Raw genomic sequence first — 15,376 nt, 5'->3', positions numbered from 1 at the left:
CCCATGACCAACCCGTTCGAGGACCAGGACGGCACCTTCCTCGTGCTCGTCAATCACGAGAACCAGCACTCGCTGTGGCCTCAGTTCGCGGACGTCCCCGCCGGCTGGACCGTCGCCCACGGCCCCGACACCCACGCCGCCTGCCTGGAGTACGTCGAGCAGACCTGGACCGACATGCGGCCCAAGAGCCTCGTCGACGCCATGGACGCCCAGCGGTAGCGCGGCCGACGTGACCTCCACCGACACCCTGGACGAGGCCCGCGGCACCGCGGGCCCCGTCCGGCCCGGCGACCTCGCCGCAGCGCTGCACACGCCCGAGGCCCGCCGGGACCCGTACCCGTTCTACGCCCGCATGCGGCGCGAGAGTCCGGTCCACCGCAGTCCCCAGGGCATCTGGTACCTCACCCGGTACGCCGACGTCGAGGCGGCCCTGGGAGACCTGCGGCTGTCCAACGACCGGGGCCGGATGACCCGCGCCTACGGCGCGCTCGGCGGCGACCTGAAGGACTTCAGCCGGCTCACCGACCGGCTCGGCCGGGTGATGACCAACACCGACCCGCCGGACCACGCCCGGCTGCGCAAGCTGGCCAACCGTGCCTTCACCGCCCGGCGGGTCGAAGCGCTGCGCGACGGCGTCCAGCGGATCGTCGACCGGCTCGTCGACGACGCGGTCGCGGCGGGGCCGACCATGGACCTGATCGAGGCGGTCGCCTCCCCGCTTCCGCTGAACGTCGTCTGCGAGCTGTTCGGCATCCCGCCCGAGGACCGCCCGCAGGTCAAGGGCTGGTTCCGCCGCTTCGGCCGGATCACCGAGGACATCGACAAGTCCGAGGCGGCGATCGAGCAGTACGAGGAGTACCTCGCCCGGCTCGTCCGCCGACGCCGGGCCGACCCGGGCGACGACCTGATCAGCGCCCTGGTCGCGACGCAAGCGCAGGACGACCGGCTCACCGACTCCGAACTGCTGTCCACCTGCTTCGTCCTGATCACCGCGGGCGACGAGACCACCACCCACTTGGTCGGCAACGGCACGCTCGCCCTGCTGCGCCACCCCGACCAGCTGGCCCGGCTGCGCGAGGACCCGGCGCTGATCCGCCCGGCCGTCGACGAACTCGCCCGCTACGACACGCCGACCCAGGCGATCGTCCGGGTCGTGGCCGAGGACGTCGAGATCGGCGGGCAGACGCTGCGCGCGGGCGAGCTGGCGTACCTGGTGCTCGCGGCGACCAACCGTGATCCCGAACGCTTCGACGAGCCCGACCGGCTCGACCTGTCCCGCCCCGGCAACCGCCACCTGAGCTTCGGCAACGGCCCGCACTTCTGCCTCGGCGGCCCGCTGGCCAAGCTCCAGGCGGAGGTGGCCATCGGCACGCTGGTCCGCCGGCTCCCGCACCTGCGGCTGGCCGACGGGGCGGCCCTCGAATGGCGGCCCAACCCCTTGCAACGGCGGCTGAGCGCCCTCCCGCTCACCTACTGACACCCGAACGACGACGAAGGAGAACTGAACCATGGCCCGAGAGTTCAAGGTCCGCCGTGAGCAGGACCTGCCCGCCACGCCCGAGCAGGTCTGGAACGCGGTCGCCACCGGCGCCGGCAACCTCGGCTGGCTGTACCCCATGGAGGTCGAGCCGCGCGTCGGCGGCAAGGTCAGCCGCTCCGACGGCACCGTCGTGGAGTGGGAACCGCCGCGCCACTTCGCCGTGCGCGTGTCCATGGACGATGGCTTCTCCAACACCCTCAGCTACCACATCGAGCCGCGCGACGACGGAACCAGCCACCTGCGGATGGGAATCCACTGGGTGCACACCGGAGTCGTCGACGGCTACTGGGACACCAAGGCGGACGCGGCCGAGAAGCACGTCGACTTCTACCAGCACGGCCTCGCCGAGTACCTGAGGCACTTCGGCGGCCGTCCCGCCGTCTACGTCAAGGCCGACCGCGGCGAGCGCACCGACGACCCCGCCGACTTCGCCGCCCTGCGCCGACGCCTCGGCCTCGCCGACGACACGGCCGTCGGCGACCGGCTCTCCCTCGACCTCCCGGGGGCGGACGGCGGCTCGGAGGAGGTGGTCGTGGTCTGGCAGAGCCCCGACTTCGTCGGCCTGCGCGGCCCGGACGCGCTGTACCGGTTCTTCAACGGCAGCACCTGGAACTGGCCGATCTGGCTGGGCCACCACCTGTTCGCCGAGGACGCGGACGAGGAGCGGGCGACCAAGGCGTGGAACGCCTGGCTCAACGGCGCCTGACGCGTCGCACGACACCACCGAGGGACCTCTTGCAGCGGGTCAGCCTGGTGAGGGTGCGGCAGACGGCCAACACCACGCCCGCGGTGCCGAACCGGCTCCCCGGTCCTGGTCCCGGGGGCGAGCGCGCGGGCGCACGAACGGGAACTCCGCCCCGTTCGTGCGCCCGCGGCGCTGTGGTTCCCCGGTTCCCAGGTTCTGTCCGGCGGATCATGTGACTACTAGGCTGCGGCGATGGATCGCTTAACCGACGTACCCGAGAGTCTCGCCCAGCCTGCAGATCCGCCCCAGGCGAATGACTACGACAGCTTCGCCGAGGCGTACTCGGCGGAGACCGAGCACAACCTCGTGAACGCGTACTACGCGCGGCCCGCGATGCTGGCCCTCGCCGGAGACGTGACCGGCCGCCGGATCCTGGACGCCGGCTGCGGCTCGGGCCCCCTGTCCGCCGCGCTGCGCGACCGCGGTGCCGTCGTCACCGGCATCGACGCCAGCGCCCGGATGCTGGCGCTGGCCAGGCAGCGGCTGGGCGACGACGTGGCCCTGCACACGGTCGACCTGAGAGACCGTCTGCCGTTCGCCGACGGTGCGTTCGACGACGTGGTCGCGTCGCTGGTCCTGCACTACCTGGAGGACTGGGGGCCGACGCTGGCCGAGATGCGGCGCGTGCTCGGGCCCGGCGGCCGGCTGATCGCGTCGGTGGACCACCCGTTCGTGGCCTACACGATCCAGGAACCTCGGCCCGACTACTTCGCGACCACCAGCTATACCTTCGACTGGACGTTCGGCGGGCAGACCGTCCCGATGAAGTTCTGGCGCAAGCCGTTGCACGCGATGACCGATGCCTTCACCACCGCCGGTTTCCGCATTGCCGCCATCAGCGAGCCGCAGCCCGACCCGGCCGCCCGTGAACTGTTCCCCGACGGCTTCCACGACCTTTCCACCAGAACCTGCTTCCTGTTCTTCGTCCTCGAGGTACCGTCGTCGGCTGCCGGCTCCGACGATTAGGGCCTGCCCGGCGGATCATGGACGGAACGGCGCCGGGGCTCTCGGCTGCCGGTGTCCCGCTCGTGGGCCCTACTCGGAGCCGGTGAACCGGTCGTGTGGTGCGGCTCGGCGGGCGCGGTGGTTGGCGACGTTGATGCGGTTGCCGCACAGGCCGGGCATGCAGTAGCGGCGGCGACCGGGCCGGGTGGTGTCGATGAACACCCCCCGGCAGGTGGGTGCGCCGCACGGGCGGAATCGCTGTTCGCCGAGGGTGTGCACGACCCCGAGGATGCCCATGCCACAGACCAGCGAGAGGGCGTCGGCGACGGTTGCACCGTCGCGCAGCGGAGCGGCCCAGCGCATGCGGTTCTCGTGCGCGGGACCGGGAATCAGGGTGACGCCCTTGGCGGGCGAGGTGAGCGCGGTGGCGCCCGCGATGAGGTACGCGCGGTCGGGGTGGTCGATCAGGTCGCGCACGGTCTCCCGAAGCGCGTGGACCGCACGGAGGTCGGCTGCGCGTCCGCGGCGGGCGAGTTCGGACAGCGCACCGGGAACGTCGCTTCCGGACCGGCCGCCGTGCAGGTCGGTGAACGCGATGAGGGCGGCCGGGTCGGACAGGCGGTCGTCGCCGCGCCAGACCTCTGCGGTGGTGTTCACCAGCTCGGTCGCGACCCCCGCCGCCCAGACGTAATCGTCCAACCCCACTTGCATCCCTGACGACTCTCCCTCTATGTTCGGCTAACCGACACTTTAACCCTTACATGGGTGAGGCCGGTGCGCTCCGTCCCGGCCACGGGGCGAGGAGTGGCAACCGCCGCCAACACCCCCGCCGCGTCCAGGAGGCCTCGCCCATGCCGGAGCCAGAGATCGATGCCCTCGTGTTCGACGTGCTCGGCACCCTTGTCGACGAACCCGCCGGCATCCGTGCCGGCATTCGCGAACTCGCCCCGTCACTCGGCGATTCCAGGATCGAGCAGCTGCTGTCGTTGTGGCAGCGGCACATCGACCGCGAGCAGCGGCGCATGCTCGACGGCGGCCGTCCCTACCGCACCAGCGACGTCCTCGACCAGGAAGCCGCCCGGCTCGTCGCCGACGCCGCCGGAGTCGACGACCCGGCCGCCGTGGCGGCGCTGGCCCTGTCGGGCCGTCGGCTCCGGCCGTGGCCCGACGCCGTGGCGGAGCTCGCCCGGCTTGCCGAACGGTTCCCGCTGATCGGACTCTCCAACGCGAGCCGGACGGCGCTGCTGGGACTGAACGCCCACGCCGGACTGCGCTGGCACCAGGCCCTGTCCGCCGAAGACGCCCGGACGTACAAACCGGATCCCGCGGTCTATCAGCTGGCCGTCACCGTCTCCGGACGGCCGCCGGAGCGCCTGTTGATGGTTGCCGCCCACGCCTGGGACCTGCGCGGTGCACAGGACCTCGGCCTGCGCACCGCCTACGTCGCCCGCCCCGTCGGCGATCCGCCCGCCTCCTCGGACCGGTTCGACCTGTACGCAGAGGACCTGGCCGACCTGGCCGATCAACTGGACAAGGTCTAGTCGGCGCGTGTCCGGCGGATCATTGCCGGGGCAGGTGCGTTTTTCCGCGCGTGGGTGTGAACGCGTCGGCGTGGTCGATCGCCCATTGCCGGAAGGTGCGCGCCGGCGCCCCGGTGACGTCCTCCACAGTGGTGGTGATCTCGGGCGTGGGCCACGTGCGCATCGTGGCGTAGGTGTCGAGCAGAACTTCCACGAACGACGCTGGGAAGTCGTCGGCGAGCAGCTGTTGCCGAGCTTGTTGCCGGGGGAGTTCCGTCCAGCGCAGGGGCCGGCCGATCGCCTCCCCGATGATCCGCACCTGCTCGGCCTGGGAGAGCGCCTGGGGGCCGGTCAGGTGGTGGACCACTCCTTCGTGCCCTGCGCCGGTCAGCGCGCGGACCGCGACCGCCGCGATATCCGCTTCGTGCAGCATCGCCATGGCGAGGTCACCGTATGCTCCGCGCACCACGTCGCCGGTGCGGATCTGCTTCGCCCACCACAAGGCGTTGACGGCGAAGGTGCTGGGGCGAATCACGGTCCACTCCAGGCCGGATCGTTCGAGCAATGTGTGCTGCTGGTCCATCGTGAGGTCGCGGACGCCACCGGAGCCGAGGAACACCACGCGACGGGTGTGCGTCTTGATGGCTTCCAGCACGCCGGGCAGTGCGTCGGCGGTGTGCAGTGGCCACATCAGAAAGACCGCGTCCACACCGTGCAGGCACGCGTCCAGGGTCTTCGGGTCGGCCAGGTCCGCGCGCATCACCTCAACGCCGCTCGGTAGAGCCGCCGTTGCAGGGTTGCGGCACACGGCGCGGACCGTGGCACCGGGCGTGCGCTGCAATTGGGAGACGATCTGCCGTCCGACGTTGCCCGTCGCCCCAGTGATCAAGATGGTGTGTTGCGCTGTCATGAGAGCTCCCCGCGGTGGGTTTCGTGTCCCGCGAACTGTGGCCGCTGCACCCGGCAGTCACCAGCAAGGCAGTCATCTGTGGCGATTTCCGGCAGTAGATAAACTAGCGTGATGGAATCCGTCACTCTGGACGACTTCGACCGGGGTCTCGTGCACGCGTTGCAGCTCGACGGCCGGGCGCCGTTCAGCAAGATCGCCAACGTGCTCGGAGTCTCCGAGAACACCGTGGCCCGCCGATACCGGCGCCTGCGCTCGGCCGGGGTGCTCCGGGTGGTGGGCTCGGCGAACGGCCTCCTGCTCGGGTACACCTCGTGGACCCTCCGCATCCGGTGCACTCCGGACGCCGCGGACGCCATTGCCGCCGCCCTGGCACGCCGCCCGGACACGTTTTGGGTGCATGTGCTTTCGGGCGGCACGGAGATCTCCTGCAACGTGCAGGCGCGCAGTGATTCCGAACGCGATGTGCTGTTGATGGACAAGTTGCCGCGCACCAGCCGGGTGCTCGACGTCTCCGCACACTCGTTGCTGAGCGACGGTTCCGCACCGAGCGGATGGGCGGGCCTGGAGTGGCTCACCGAGGAGCAGGCCGCCGGGCTTCGGCTCGTCCCGCCAGTGCCGGGCGACGCAGTGGTCTCCCTCGACGAGGGCGACCACGCCCTACTGGCGGCGCTGTCTCGCGACGGTCGCGCGCCTTACGCCGAGTTGGCCTCCGACACCGGGTGGTCGGAGTCCACCGTGAAGCGCCGCCTGGAGACCTTCCGGCGCACCGGAGTCCTCGTGTTCGACGTCGACATCCCGCCCTCCGCGCTTGGCTACCATGCCGAGGCGCGGCTTTGGATGACGGTGCGACCGTCCGCGCTCGTCGCGGTGGCCGACGCCGTCGCCGCCCACCCGGAGGTCTCCTTCACGGGTATCACCACGGGCCGGTCAAATCTGGTGGCCGCCGTCATCTGCCGTGATTCCCGTGGCCTCTACCGCTATCTGACCGAGCGGATCGGCATGCTGGACGATGTGCACTCGGTCGAGACCGCTCCGCTGATCCGCACAGTGAAACGTGCGGGTGCGGTGTTGCCGCACTAGGGACAGGCCCTGGATCGCGTACGTTTGTCGGGCCCTGCCGATGCCGTAATCGCTGTTGGTGCAACCGTCGTTGGGAGAGCGTCCTGCGGATCTCGGCGCGCGAGGCGAGGGCTGGGGTGACAATACGTGACACCGTTCTGCCCGACAGTGCATCCATATTCGTGTTGATCCTGTGCATCTTTACAGTCGGCGGCATGGAAGTCCGGACGAGGTCGCCCATCTCGCTGCGTAGCGCCTATCCACACCGTGATAACACGGAGTAATCAGATTCGAGGGAGGCCACGACCGCATGGGTATCTTCAGCCGTCGCCAGAGTGCGACTATCGAGCCGACAGCAACTGCTGGCCCCCGTACGCCTTTTCCGGCGGCCGAGTCCACCGGCGTCGCGCTCGACCCCGCACTTCGTGCGCTGACCGGGGAATGGACCATTGACCGCCCGCACAGTCGCATTGGATTCTCCGTGCGGCACGCGATGGTCACGACGGTGCGGGGCGCTTTCGCCGATTACGACAGCACGCTGTACTTCGACGGAGCGCGGCCTTCGCAGTCCCGGGCCGAAATCGTGATCCGGGTCGCCAGCGTCGACTCGGGTGTGGAACAGCGGGACGCACACCTCGTCAGCGCCGATTTCTTCGACGCACGCCGCTACCCGGAGATGGTGTTCCGCAGTACCTCCACCGTCCACGAGGACACCGAGAGCTTCCGCATGACGGGGGATCTGACCATTCGCGACGTCACTCGCCCCGTCGAGCTGCAACTCGACTACCTGGGTTCGGTCCTGGACCCGTTCGGCTACGAGCGAGCCGGCTTCGACGGCACCACCACCATCGACCGTACCGAGTGGGGGCTGGTCTACAACCAGCGCCTGGAGGCGGGCGGCGCCATGGTGAGTGAGAAAGTCCGGCTGCAGTTCGATATCTCCGCGATCCGGGCCGTGCCGATGGTGTAGTTGCCCGGCAGGTCCGCTCGGTTCCGGTTCCGTAGGCCTACGCCCTCGACGCGGCGAGCTGCGTGTCGTCGTGTCGGCACGCCGTCATGCGGACCGGGGCTGAGCCAGGCCACGTCGCGGGGTTACCGCTGCCGGCGTCGCCGTTTTCGTCGTCGATGACGAGTGCGGCGCGAGTTCGGGCGTCAGGTGTCGTGCGTGGCGGGTGTGTCGGGCGTCGGCGTGATCTCGACGAAGGGGATGTGGTCGCGGCCGACGAGGTAGTAGTCGTCGGTGCTGCCGTCGGTCTCGATGCCGCAGATGCCCATGAGGCGGCGGGCCGTTCGGGGGTGGCGGGGCGCGTAGTCGGCCATGGCGCGGCCGGATTCCTCGGGTCTCATGGGGCGGGCGAGGGCCGCGGTGCGGTGCCGTCCGACCTGGATGGTGACCCGCGGGGTGTGCCGGATGTTGCGGTACCACTGTGCGGTGGGGCCGAGGCCGGAGGCCAGGTGGTAGGCGCCGGTCTGCGGATTGCGTCCGGTGATCTCCAGGACGACCTGGCGGGGCTGTCCGCTCTTGCGTCCGGTGTGGGTGAGAAGCAGGACGCGGTGGCCCATCAGGGCTCCCAGGCGCCAGCGGTACAGATGGATCGGGGCGCGTGCGATCAGGCGGCGCCAGCCGGTGGGGGAGGGGGTGGGCTTGACCTTGCGCGGCATCACGGGCCCTTCGGTGGTGTGGCGACCGGATACGGCACATCGTAGATTCCGGCATCGGCCGGCATCGGCATCGCGCGCAGCTCTGCGGTGGGGCGGTGTCGGCGCCGCCACCATGCGGCTCCGCCCGCCCGATGACCACGCGGTGGCGGTGCAGCCCGTGCCCGGGCCGGTGAGGGTGGCCGGGCGTTACCTACGGCCCCGTACGCCCGCGCGCTTCGACAGGGGACCATCATCATCGACGGACGGGATACGGTCGGCCATCCAGCCAAGGGAGAGGAAGCGGCAGAGATGGCAGAGGATTCCGGCCAGAGCCAGAGCCAGAGCCAGAGCCAGGGCGGGATCGGTGATGTCGGCGTGGATGAGATCCGCCGCATCTGGGGGGATCGGCTCCGGCCCGTGCCGCCGGAGCTGGTCAGTCCGCGTCTGTCGACGCTGACCCGGGAGTTCCTCACGACCGTGGGGCTGCCCACGGTCCAGGTGCGGGACATCGTCCCCCTCCACGACGAGCGCCTTCTCGTGTCCACCTCTCAGCAAGGACACGAGTACGTTGCCGTGGCCGAAGGCGACGAGCCCGGATACCGCTTCGCCGTCGAGGTGGCCACCGACCGGGTGTTCTACGTGGACGACATTCCCCAGTACAGCCGACTGATCAATTCCAATATCGCGCTCTTCGTATTGTTCCTGGGCCTTTTCCAGACCAGGGTCCTGGACCTGGATGTGGTAACCGAGGAAACACTCGAAAATGCCGTGGCGGACGTCTGGCGGCAGCTGTGTGCTCGTGACCACGCGGTGACGACGGACGACCGCAACTGGTGGGGCGCGATGCTGGACCAGATCGCCGCCGAGTGCTAGGAACGTCTGCACAATTCACTGCTCCGCAGCCGTAGCCGTGCACCACACAATTCAAGATCGGAGTGCCCATGATGCGCTCGGTGGTTCACTTACGCTTGGTCTCCTCGCCGACCCGGGCCCTGCGTCGTGGGTTGGTCCTGCTGCTGGCGCTGGTCACGCTCCTGTTCGGAGCGCTCGTCGCGCCGCCCGCGTCCCATGCGGGGCCCCACAGTTACGGATACGTCCTCTGGCCGGCCGACGTGGGCGATCCCCAGCATCTGCCGATCCTCATCTATCGGCAACGGCATACGTTTCTCACCCAGAACAGCGATAATCCCGACGAATTCGTCAGCTGGGCCCGTAACGTCGCGGAGTTCGAGTGGTCCGAGCAACACGGCGAGACCCAGGTGAACTGGGTCATCGTCACGGCCAACGTCAGCGGGTTCGCGCAGAACAGCCAAGTTGCGCTCATCGACCTCTACCAACGGGACCCGGGCGGGCAATTACGCCTCGTGGATCCGAAGGGAAATACCCTCCTCGAGGCCGACGGAAAAACTCCGGTCAATTGGCGGACGTCATCCACGCCGAGCTATCGGTGGGACATGCGTACCGACCCGGACCTGAAGGCCGACCTCAAGAGCGGACGAATGCACTCCGAGCGGGTGGCCAACTGGTTCCTCAAGAAGCATATGTCCGGCGCTCACGACAAGGTGCCGAGCGGGCTGTCCGAGAAGATACCCTGCGACGTCTCCCCGAGCAGGTGTCAGCAGAACCTGAAAAGCCGCTGGTTCCCCGACATGAAGACCATGAAGTTCATGACCGATCTGGAGAGCCGGGCAAAGCTCAAGAAAGAAGGCACCCCAGAGGCGAAGGACAAGCTGAACAGCGGAGAGGACTCGGACAGCTTCCTCCAGGAAGGGGTTCGAGAAATGGAAGAGCCTCGGCATGCCTGACGGCCCCGATGCCGCGGCGGTGATGGGCGGCCGTCTCTTCCAGCCTCCCGGCAGTCCCGCCCCCAAGGGCGCCGGTGCCACGACACTGAACCAGGGCGCCGACCCTGGCGGGATCGACTTCTCCACGCTGGAATTGCGCTATCTGTCCGAGGACGGGGACGGCCGACTGCGCTATGCGCTCGACGCCGCTCCGGCAACGGGCAAGGACATGGGCGACGACCGTAGGGTGACCGACGGGAAGATCGCCGCAGCCCAGATGTCCGATGCGTTCTTTGTGTGGCTGAGCCTGCCCCCGTCGACATTCTGGGTCAATCTCAACCCCACCGAGCCCAACCGCATCGTGGACGCCAAGCTGGGTGCGACAGATGTGGGCCGGATCCTCCTCGAGGCGGATTTTCGAATGAAGAAGGTCGTCGGCCGGCTGCTTCACCCGGACACGGGCACCGGAAAGACGTTCTGGGACTCGAGCGATGTAGCGACCAGAAGCTGCATCAACATGCGGCAGTGGATCGTGCCGAAGCCCGCATCCGTATACGAGGAGAACGGCGGGATGTATATCGTCGACGCGCCGCTTGAAGTCAAAATGGAGACCGAGTATCTGAAGCAACGCGGCGGCGCGGGCTCGTGCGCCGTTCCCGACCGCCGCCTGGAGTCGGCATTCCGCACAGTGATTCTGCCCAGGGTGGAAAACGCCGTCAACAAGGCACCCGAATTCGCCGAACTGCGCCGGGTGTACCTGAGCCGGGTCGCGGCCGAGTGGTACCGGCAGCGTGGTTCCGGTGGCGCGCTGGCCTCGATGGTCGACAGCGGTGATGTCAGTCGATGGCCGGCCCTGAAGCAGTGGTCCCCGCGCAAGGTATTCGATGATTACGTCGAGTCGTACAACAAGAAAGAGTTCAACATCAAGCGGCTGAAGACGATCGGCGGCAAGACCTACGAGGTGACCTACACCCACGGTGGCGTGGACTTCGGCAAAGTCACACTCGACAAGATGGATTCGTCGGTATTCCGTCGCCACCACGCCGATCTGCCGAAGGCCGTGCAGAATTCCTTCCAGAACGTCACCCGGGATCGGGACGGCCGGGTCGTAATCGGTTTGTCCGGCAGTTCCAAGGCGCACGCCATCAACTACTCGGGCGGCAATGAACCCGAGGACTACTCCGACAGCATCGCGACGGAATCCGAACAATCCGCGTCCCAGGGTGCCACGGGTGGCTACGCCATCTGGGCTGTGGGTGCCGGCCTGCTGGCCGCCGCCGCAGTGATCATCCGGGTCTACACCCACCGGCAGAGGGGTGCCGCCCGCCCACTGCCTCCTCGCCCCGGACCATCCGCAGAGGACCATCAGGGCTATCAGGACTATCTGTAACTGCTGCGGGCCGGCCGGGGCGCGTGTACGAACCCGCGCGCCCCGGCCCGTCCGGCGACCCTTCGACGTGACGTCACATCGTCCTCTGCATACGCCATTCAGACGGCGCTCCCCGCACACGGCGATCTGCGGCGGAGCGGCCCTGCGGGAACCGGTGCCGGGCCCCGTGCCGTCGCCGGAACCCGGGGTGCGGGCGACGACGTAGCCGCCAGCCGCCCCAACATGCCGCTTTCGGCGCAAATGTCACCGCCGGTCCCTACGGAGGGTCACGCTGGGGGCCGGCGACGACGGTCCGCGAGGGGCGGTCGGTGGACACCACACACAGGCGGGCCGACGTGGAAAGCTTCCAGGAGCACCGACAGGTCTCTGGGATCGCGCGGCCGGAGGCGGTTCGGCAGGCAGCGGTGAGCCGCCGCACCGCGGTACGAGCCGAGGGCACAAGACGGTGACCGGCGAAGACCCCTCGAAGCCACACCGGTACCTGCATCGGCGCCTCGACGCCCAGCTGGACGGGATCGCGGATCAGTTCCGGCAACTGGCACACGCCCAGGACCGATTGCAGGGGCTGCTGGACGCCGTACTGTCGATCAGCCGCGAGTTGGAGCTGCCGGAGGTTCTGCACCGTATCGTCACCACCGCCATGGACTTGGCCGATGCCCGGTACGGAGCGCTCGGGGTGCTGCACCCGTCCGGGAATCATCTGGAGCAGTTCATCTCCGTGGGCCTGTCCGAGCAAGAGCGCACGGCCCTGGGCGGAATCGACTTCCCCCATGGCCGAGGTGTGCTGGGGCATCTGATCCATCATCCGGAACCGTTGCGGGTGACCGACATCGCCTCCCATCCGTCCTCCGTCGGCTTCCCGCCCGGTCACCCGAACCTGAGGACTCTGCTGGGGGTCGCCATCAGCGTCCGAGGCAGGATCTACGGCGACCTGTATCTGTCCGAGCGCCACGATGGGCAGCCGTTCGACCGTGACGACGAGGAAATCGTCCTCGCCCTCGCAGGCGCCGCCGGGATCGCGATCGAGAATGCCCGGCTGTTCGGGAATGTCCGCGATACCGCCGAGCGCTTCCAGCGCCTGCTGCTGCCCACCCTGCCGGATCTGCGGCCCTTCACCGGCGCGGCCGTCTACCGGCCCGCAGCCGATCCCGGCCGCTTGGGCGGGGACTGGTACGACGCCATCCTGCTCCCTGACAACACGTGCGCCGCAGTCATCGGCGACGTGCTGGGCCACGACATGGATGCCGCCGCGGCCATGGCCCAGACACGCAATATGCTCCGGGCGCTGATCTATGACCGTCGCACCCCGCCCAGTGACGTTCTCCACCAGCTGGACCGCACCCTGCATGACATCACCGACCTCCCGGTCACCACCGCCTGCCTGGCACTCATCGAACCGGAGGAAGACCGATGGAGACTGCACTGGAGCTCCGCGGGCCACATCCCTCCATTGCTGATCACCCCTGACGGGCGTACGGAGTACCTGTCCGGCGAACCCGGTCTCCCGCTGGGCGTCGACGCCGGGATTCGCCGGCCCGACCACACCCGTCCGCTTCCCGCGGACACCACCGTGGTCTTCTTCACCGACGGTCTCATCGAACACCCCCACCGGTCCATCGAGGCCGGGCTGGCGATGCTCGCCGAGGTCGCCACGGCCCACGCCGGCATGGACCTGGAGGCCTTCGTTCAGACCCTGGCCGACGGGCACCCCAGCGACGGTCACGACGACATGGCCGTCCTCGCCCTGCGTACCCCGCACAGCACGTCCGGGCGCTGATCCCCGGCCTCGGCATGCCTGCCGTTGTTCCGGGTGCGGGTGGTGGTGCGCGGAGCACCGTCGTCGCGGCATGCGGTCCCGCGCTGTTCACCAGGCGACGGTCCGGCCGCGGGAATCGAGGAATTGCAGGCCGGCGCAGCCGCGTTGTGCGGCGATGGTCGTGACGAGCTGGGGGATGCTCTCGCCGACGGTGAGGCGAGCGTGCGGGCCGCCGAGCTCGGTCCTGACCCAGCCAAGCGCCAGCGATGAACTGAAGGAACGACACCACCTGTTCAGGCAGCCGGACCCCTTACTCAACTACCCGCCACACGAGGCAAGTTGGCTCGTAACAGGGCGCAGCCCGACGTGTGATCGCGGGTGACGCCGGGTGGGGCATCCTGTTCGTCTTCCGCACCGGCAGCTTGGCCGTCGATGCTGTGGCGGGCGCCCGCCTGGCGCCATGGGCTAATGGCGGGCCAGGGAGCGGGTGATGCCCGCCGCGATCGTCGTGGCCAGCGTCCAGCCCGTGACGACCAGCAGGTACGAGAGCCACTGGTACCAGCCCCGTGGGGCGAAGGCCCCCTCCTGTCCGAAGCCGATGATCGGCATGAGCAGATCGAAGGTGTAGAAGAAGGGGTTGAAGTCGGGGGCTTCGTCGGACTTCAGCGGGCGCGGAGGGTGCAGGGCGAAGGCGAGGGCGCCGATGAGCAGCAGTGCCAGCAGCCATCCTGCGGCGCGCATGGGGCGGAAGCCGTAGCCGACGGTGGCGTCCTGGAGGTGACCCCAGACTTTGGCGTACGGGGGCAGGGTGCGGCGGTGGCGGCGGAGCTTGGCCAGCTGGACGGTGCGGGCGGCGGCCTCGTCGCCCGCCGTGCGGTACGCCGCGGCGAGCTGCTCGTACGAGTACGACAGATAACCTGCGCTTTCGCGCTCCAGCACGGGGAGCCGCTCCTCGGCAGGAAGATGGGGGAGCAGCGAGCCGTAGGTGAGCCGGTCGAGCTTGACCTCGTCCGGCCAGACGTCCGGCGGGACGTACAGGACGTCGAACTGGGCGCGGCGCAGATTGATGGTGCCCACCACGGGCTCCGCCTCACGCAGCCACATCTCGCCTGCGACGCAGCTGCTGACGCGTAACGCGACCCCGCCCGGGTTGGCGAGGGTGGCATAGGCGAGGTTGAGCTGGCCACCGATCCGGGCCCCGCGCAGGTCGACCCTGCCGTCGGCGTGCAGCCGCATCGCGTGCAGGTCGGTGCCGACGCTGAGGGTCTCGGCCTCCAGCGCGTGACCGCCGGGGGCGTAGAGCCGTGCGTCGTTGAGCGTGATCTGTCCGCCGACGGTGGCGCCGTTCAGCCGGACCTGGCCGTGGGCGACCAGGCCGGGGGCCCAGATGTCGGTGCTGATCTCGGCGTGGTTGAGCTGGAGAACCGGTTCCTGAGGCGGATCCGTGGCGGCCGGATCGCCGAAGTGAGCCCCGTTGGCGAAGACCGCACCGGATATCTGAGCCCCGGCCAGCCGCACCGGACCCTTGATCTGGCAACAGGTGATGCGCAGCACTCCGTCGACGTGGAGGTGTCCCGCCGTGAGCCCCGGCAGGACCGAGTCGTTCAGGGCCAGGACGCGCAGGTGTGCGCCGTACAGCTCCGGGGCCTCCTCGAAGTAGCAGGACCGCAGTCGCACCGGGTGCTCGACCTTGCCGTACTTGAGGTTCAGTTCCCCGGTGATACGGGCGCCCCACAGCTTCAGCCCCGGTATCTCGCCGTCCTGTGACGGCCCGTTGAGCAGCATCGCCCGGAGCGCCGAGGCGCGTACGGTCCGCTCGGGGCCCCAGGTGGCGCCGCCGGCGGGGTCGTCGTCGGCGTTCTCCCGGAAGTCGATACCCTCGCCGAGGGGGAACGCCTGCCAGACGCGGCGTTCCGCTGGAGTGAGGTCGGTGATCTCCACCGGCCGGATGGTGTCGTGCGGGCGTTCGGACTGTCAAGAACTATGAGGTCAGGCTCACTTCACCCGCGCCGCCGAACCACCCGCCTCCATCCTCGCCCGGATGCCCGGATGCCCGGATGCCCGGATGCCCGGATGCCCGGATGCC

15 protein-coding genes are annotated in these 15,376 nt (G+C 69.0%); 11 read left to right on the top strand and 4 right to left on the bottom strand.

What is annotated here, in order from left to right; genetic code table 11:
* Positions 1–3: 3 nt before the first annotated feature.
* The 4 genes from AC5677_RS02065 to AC5677_RS02050 all read left to right on the top strand — a co-directional run bounded on the left by AC5677_RS02065 (position 4) and on the right by AC5677_RS02050 (position 3,251).
* Positions 4–219, top strand: coding sequence for an MbtH family protein (locus AC5677_RS02065; RefSeq protein ID WP_497193255.1), 216 nt, complete (start codon positions 4–6; stop codon positions 217–219).
* Positions 220–229: 10 nt separating this feature from the next.
* Complete coding sequence (locus AC5677_RS02060; RefSeq protein WP_497193254.1) at positions 230–1,477, top strand: cytochrome P450; 1,248 nt, start codon at positions 230–232, stop codon at positions 1,475–1,477.
* Between the two features lie 31 nt (positions 1,478–1,508).
* The gene (locus tag AC5677_RS02055; protein WP_497193253.1) at positions 1,509–2,246 is read left to right on the top strand and encodes an SRPBCC family protein; all 738 of its coding nucleotides are present in this window, start codon (positions 1,509–1,511) and stop codon (positions 2,244–2,246) included.
* Between the two features lie 231 nt (positions 2,247–2,477).
* Complete coding sequence (locus AC5677_RS02050; RefSeq protein ID WP_497193252.1) at positions 2,478–3,251, top strand: class I SAM-dependent methyltransferase; 774 nt, start codon at positions 2,478–2,480, stop codon at positions 3,249–3,251.
* Positions 3,252–3,320: 69 nt separating this feature from the next.
* Here the strand turns inward: AC5677_RS02050 and AC5677_RS02045 are convergent, their stop codons facing one another.
* The gene (locus tag AC5677_RS02045) at positions 3,321–3,941 is read right to left on the bottom strand and encodes a CGNR zinc finger domain-containing protein (protein WP_497193251.1); all 621 of its coding nucleotides are present in this window, start codon (positions 3,939–3,941) and stop codon (positions 3,321–3,323) included.
* Between the two features lie 140 nt (positions 3,942–4,081).
* Between AC5677_RS02045 and AC5677_RS02040 the strand changes: the two genes are divergently transcribed.
* Complete coding sequence (locus AC5677_RS02040) at positions 4,082–4,771, top strand: haloacid dehalogenase type II (protein WP_497193250.1); 690 nt, start codon at positions 4,082–4,084, stop codon at positions 4,769–4,771.
* Between the two features lie 19 nt (positions 4,772–4,790).
* Here AC5677_RS02040 and AC5677_RS02035 read toward each other — a convergent pair whose 3' ends face one another.
* A complete protein-coding gene (locus tag AC5677_RS02035; protein WP_497193249.1) occupies positions 4,791–5,639 on the bottom strand; it encodes an NAD(P)H-binding protein in 849 nt (282 codons plus the stop codon).
* Between the two features lie 132 nt (positions 5,640–5,771).
* Here AC5677_RS02035 and AC5677_RS02030 point away from each other — a divergent pair, with 132 nt between their 5' ends.
* Both AC5677_RS02030 and AC5677_RS02025 read left to right on the top strand, forming a co-directional pair.
* Entirely contained in the window at positions 5,772–6,740 is a 969-nt protein-coding gene (locus AC5677_RS02030; protein WP_497196482.1) for an Lrp/AsnC family transcriptional regulator, read from the top strand.
* Between the two features lie 289 nt (positions 6,741–7,029).
* Positions 7,030–7,689: a YceI family protein gene (locus tag AC5677_RS02025; protein WP_497193248.1), complete on the top strand. Its 660-nt coding sequence runs from the start codon at positions 7,030–7,032 to the stop codon at positions 7,687–7,689.
* Between the two features lie 182 nt (positions 7,690–7,871).
* Here the strand turns inward: AC5677_RS02025 and AC5677_RS02020 are convergent, their stop codons facing one another.
* On the bottom strand, positions 7,872–8,381 hold the full coding sequence (locus tag AC5677_RS02020; protein WP_497193247.1) for a nitroreductase family deazaflavin-dependent oxidoreductase: 510 nt from the start codon (positions 8,379–8,381) through the stop codon (positions 7,872–7,874).
* 288 nt (positions 8,382–8,669) lie between these two features.
* Here AC5677_RS02020 and AC5677_RS02015 point away from each other — a divergent pair, with 288 nt between their 5' ends.
* From AC5677_RS02015 to AC5677_RS02000, 4 genes are all read left to right on the top strand, one after another.
* Entirely contained in the window at positions 8,670–9,233 is a 564-nt protein-coding gene (locus AC5677_RS02015; protein WP_497193246.1) for an SUKH-4 family immunity protein, read from the top strand.
* A 68-nt stretch (positions 9,234–9,301) separates the two neighbouring features.
* Entirely contained in the window at positions 9,302–10,165 is an 864-nt protein-coding gene (locus AC5677_RS02010) for a hypothetical protein (protein ID WP_497193245.1), read from the top strand.
* Positions 10,158–11,534 carry a hypothetical protein gene (locus AC5677_RS02005; RefSeq protein WP_497193244.1) on the top strand — a complete coding sequence of 459 codons (1,377 nt, stop codon included), beginning with the start codon at positions 10,158–10,160 and terminating at the stop codon, positions 11,532–11,534. Before AC5677_RS02010 ends, AC5677_RS02005 begins: the two co-directional genes overlap by 8 nt.
* A gap of 445 nt (positions 11,535–11,979) precedes the next feature.
* Entirely contained in the window at positions 11,980–13,311 is a 1,332-nt protein-coding gene (locus tag AC5677_RS02000; protein ID WP_497193243.1) for a PP2C family protein-serine/threonine phosphatase, read from the top strand.
* A gap of 444 nt (positions 13,312–13,755) precedes the next feature.
* Here AC5677_RS02000 and AC5677_RS01995 read toward each other — a convergent pair whose 3' ends face one another.
* Complete coding sequence (locus tag AC5677_RS01995; protein ID WP_497193242.1) at positions 13,756–15,231, bottom strand: membrane-associated oxidoreductase; 1,476 nt, start codon at positions 15,229–15,231, stop codon at positions 13,756–13,758.
* Positions 15,232–15,376 lie beyond the last annotated feature (145 nt).

This window comes from Streptomyces sp. JLSY215 (assembly GCF_059682825.1).
This window is presented reverse-complemented; position numbering and strand designations above follow the sequence as displayed.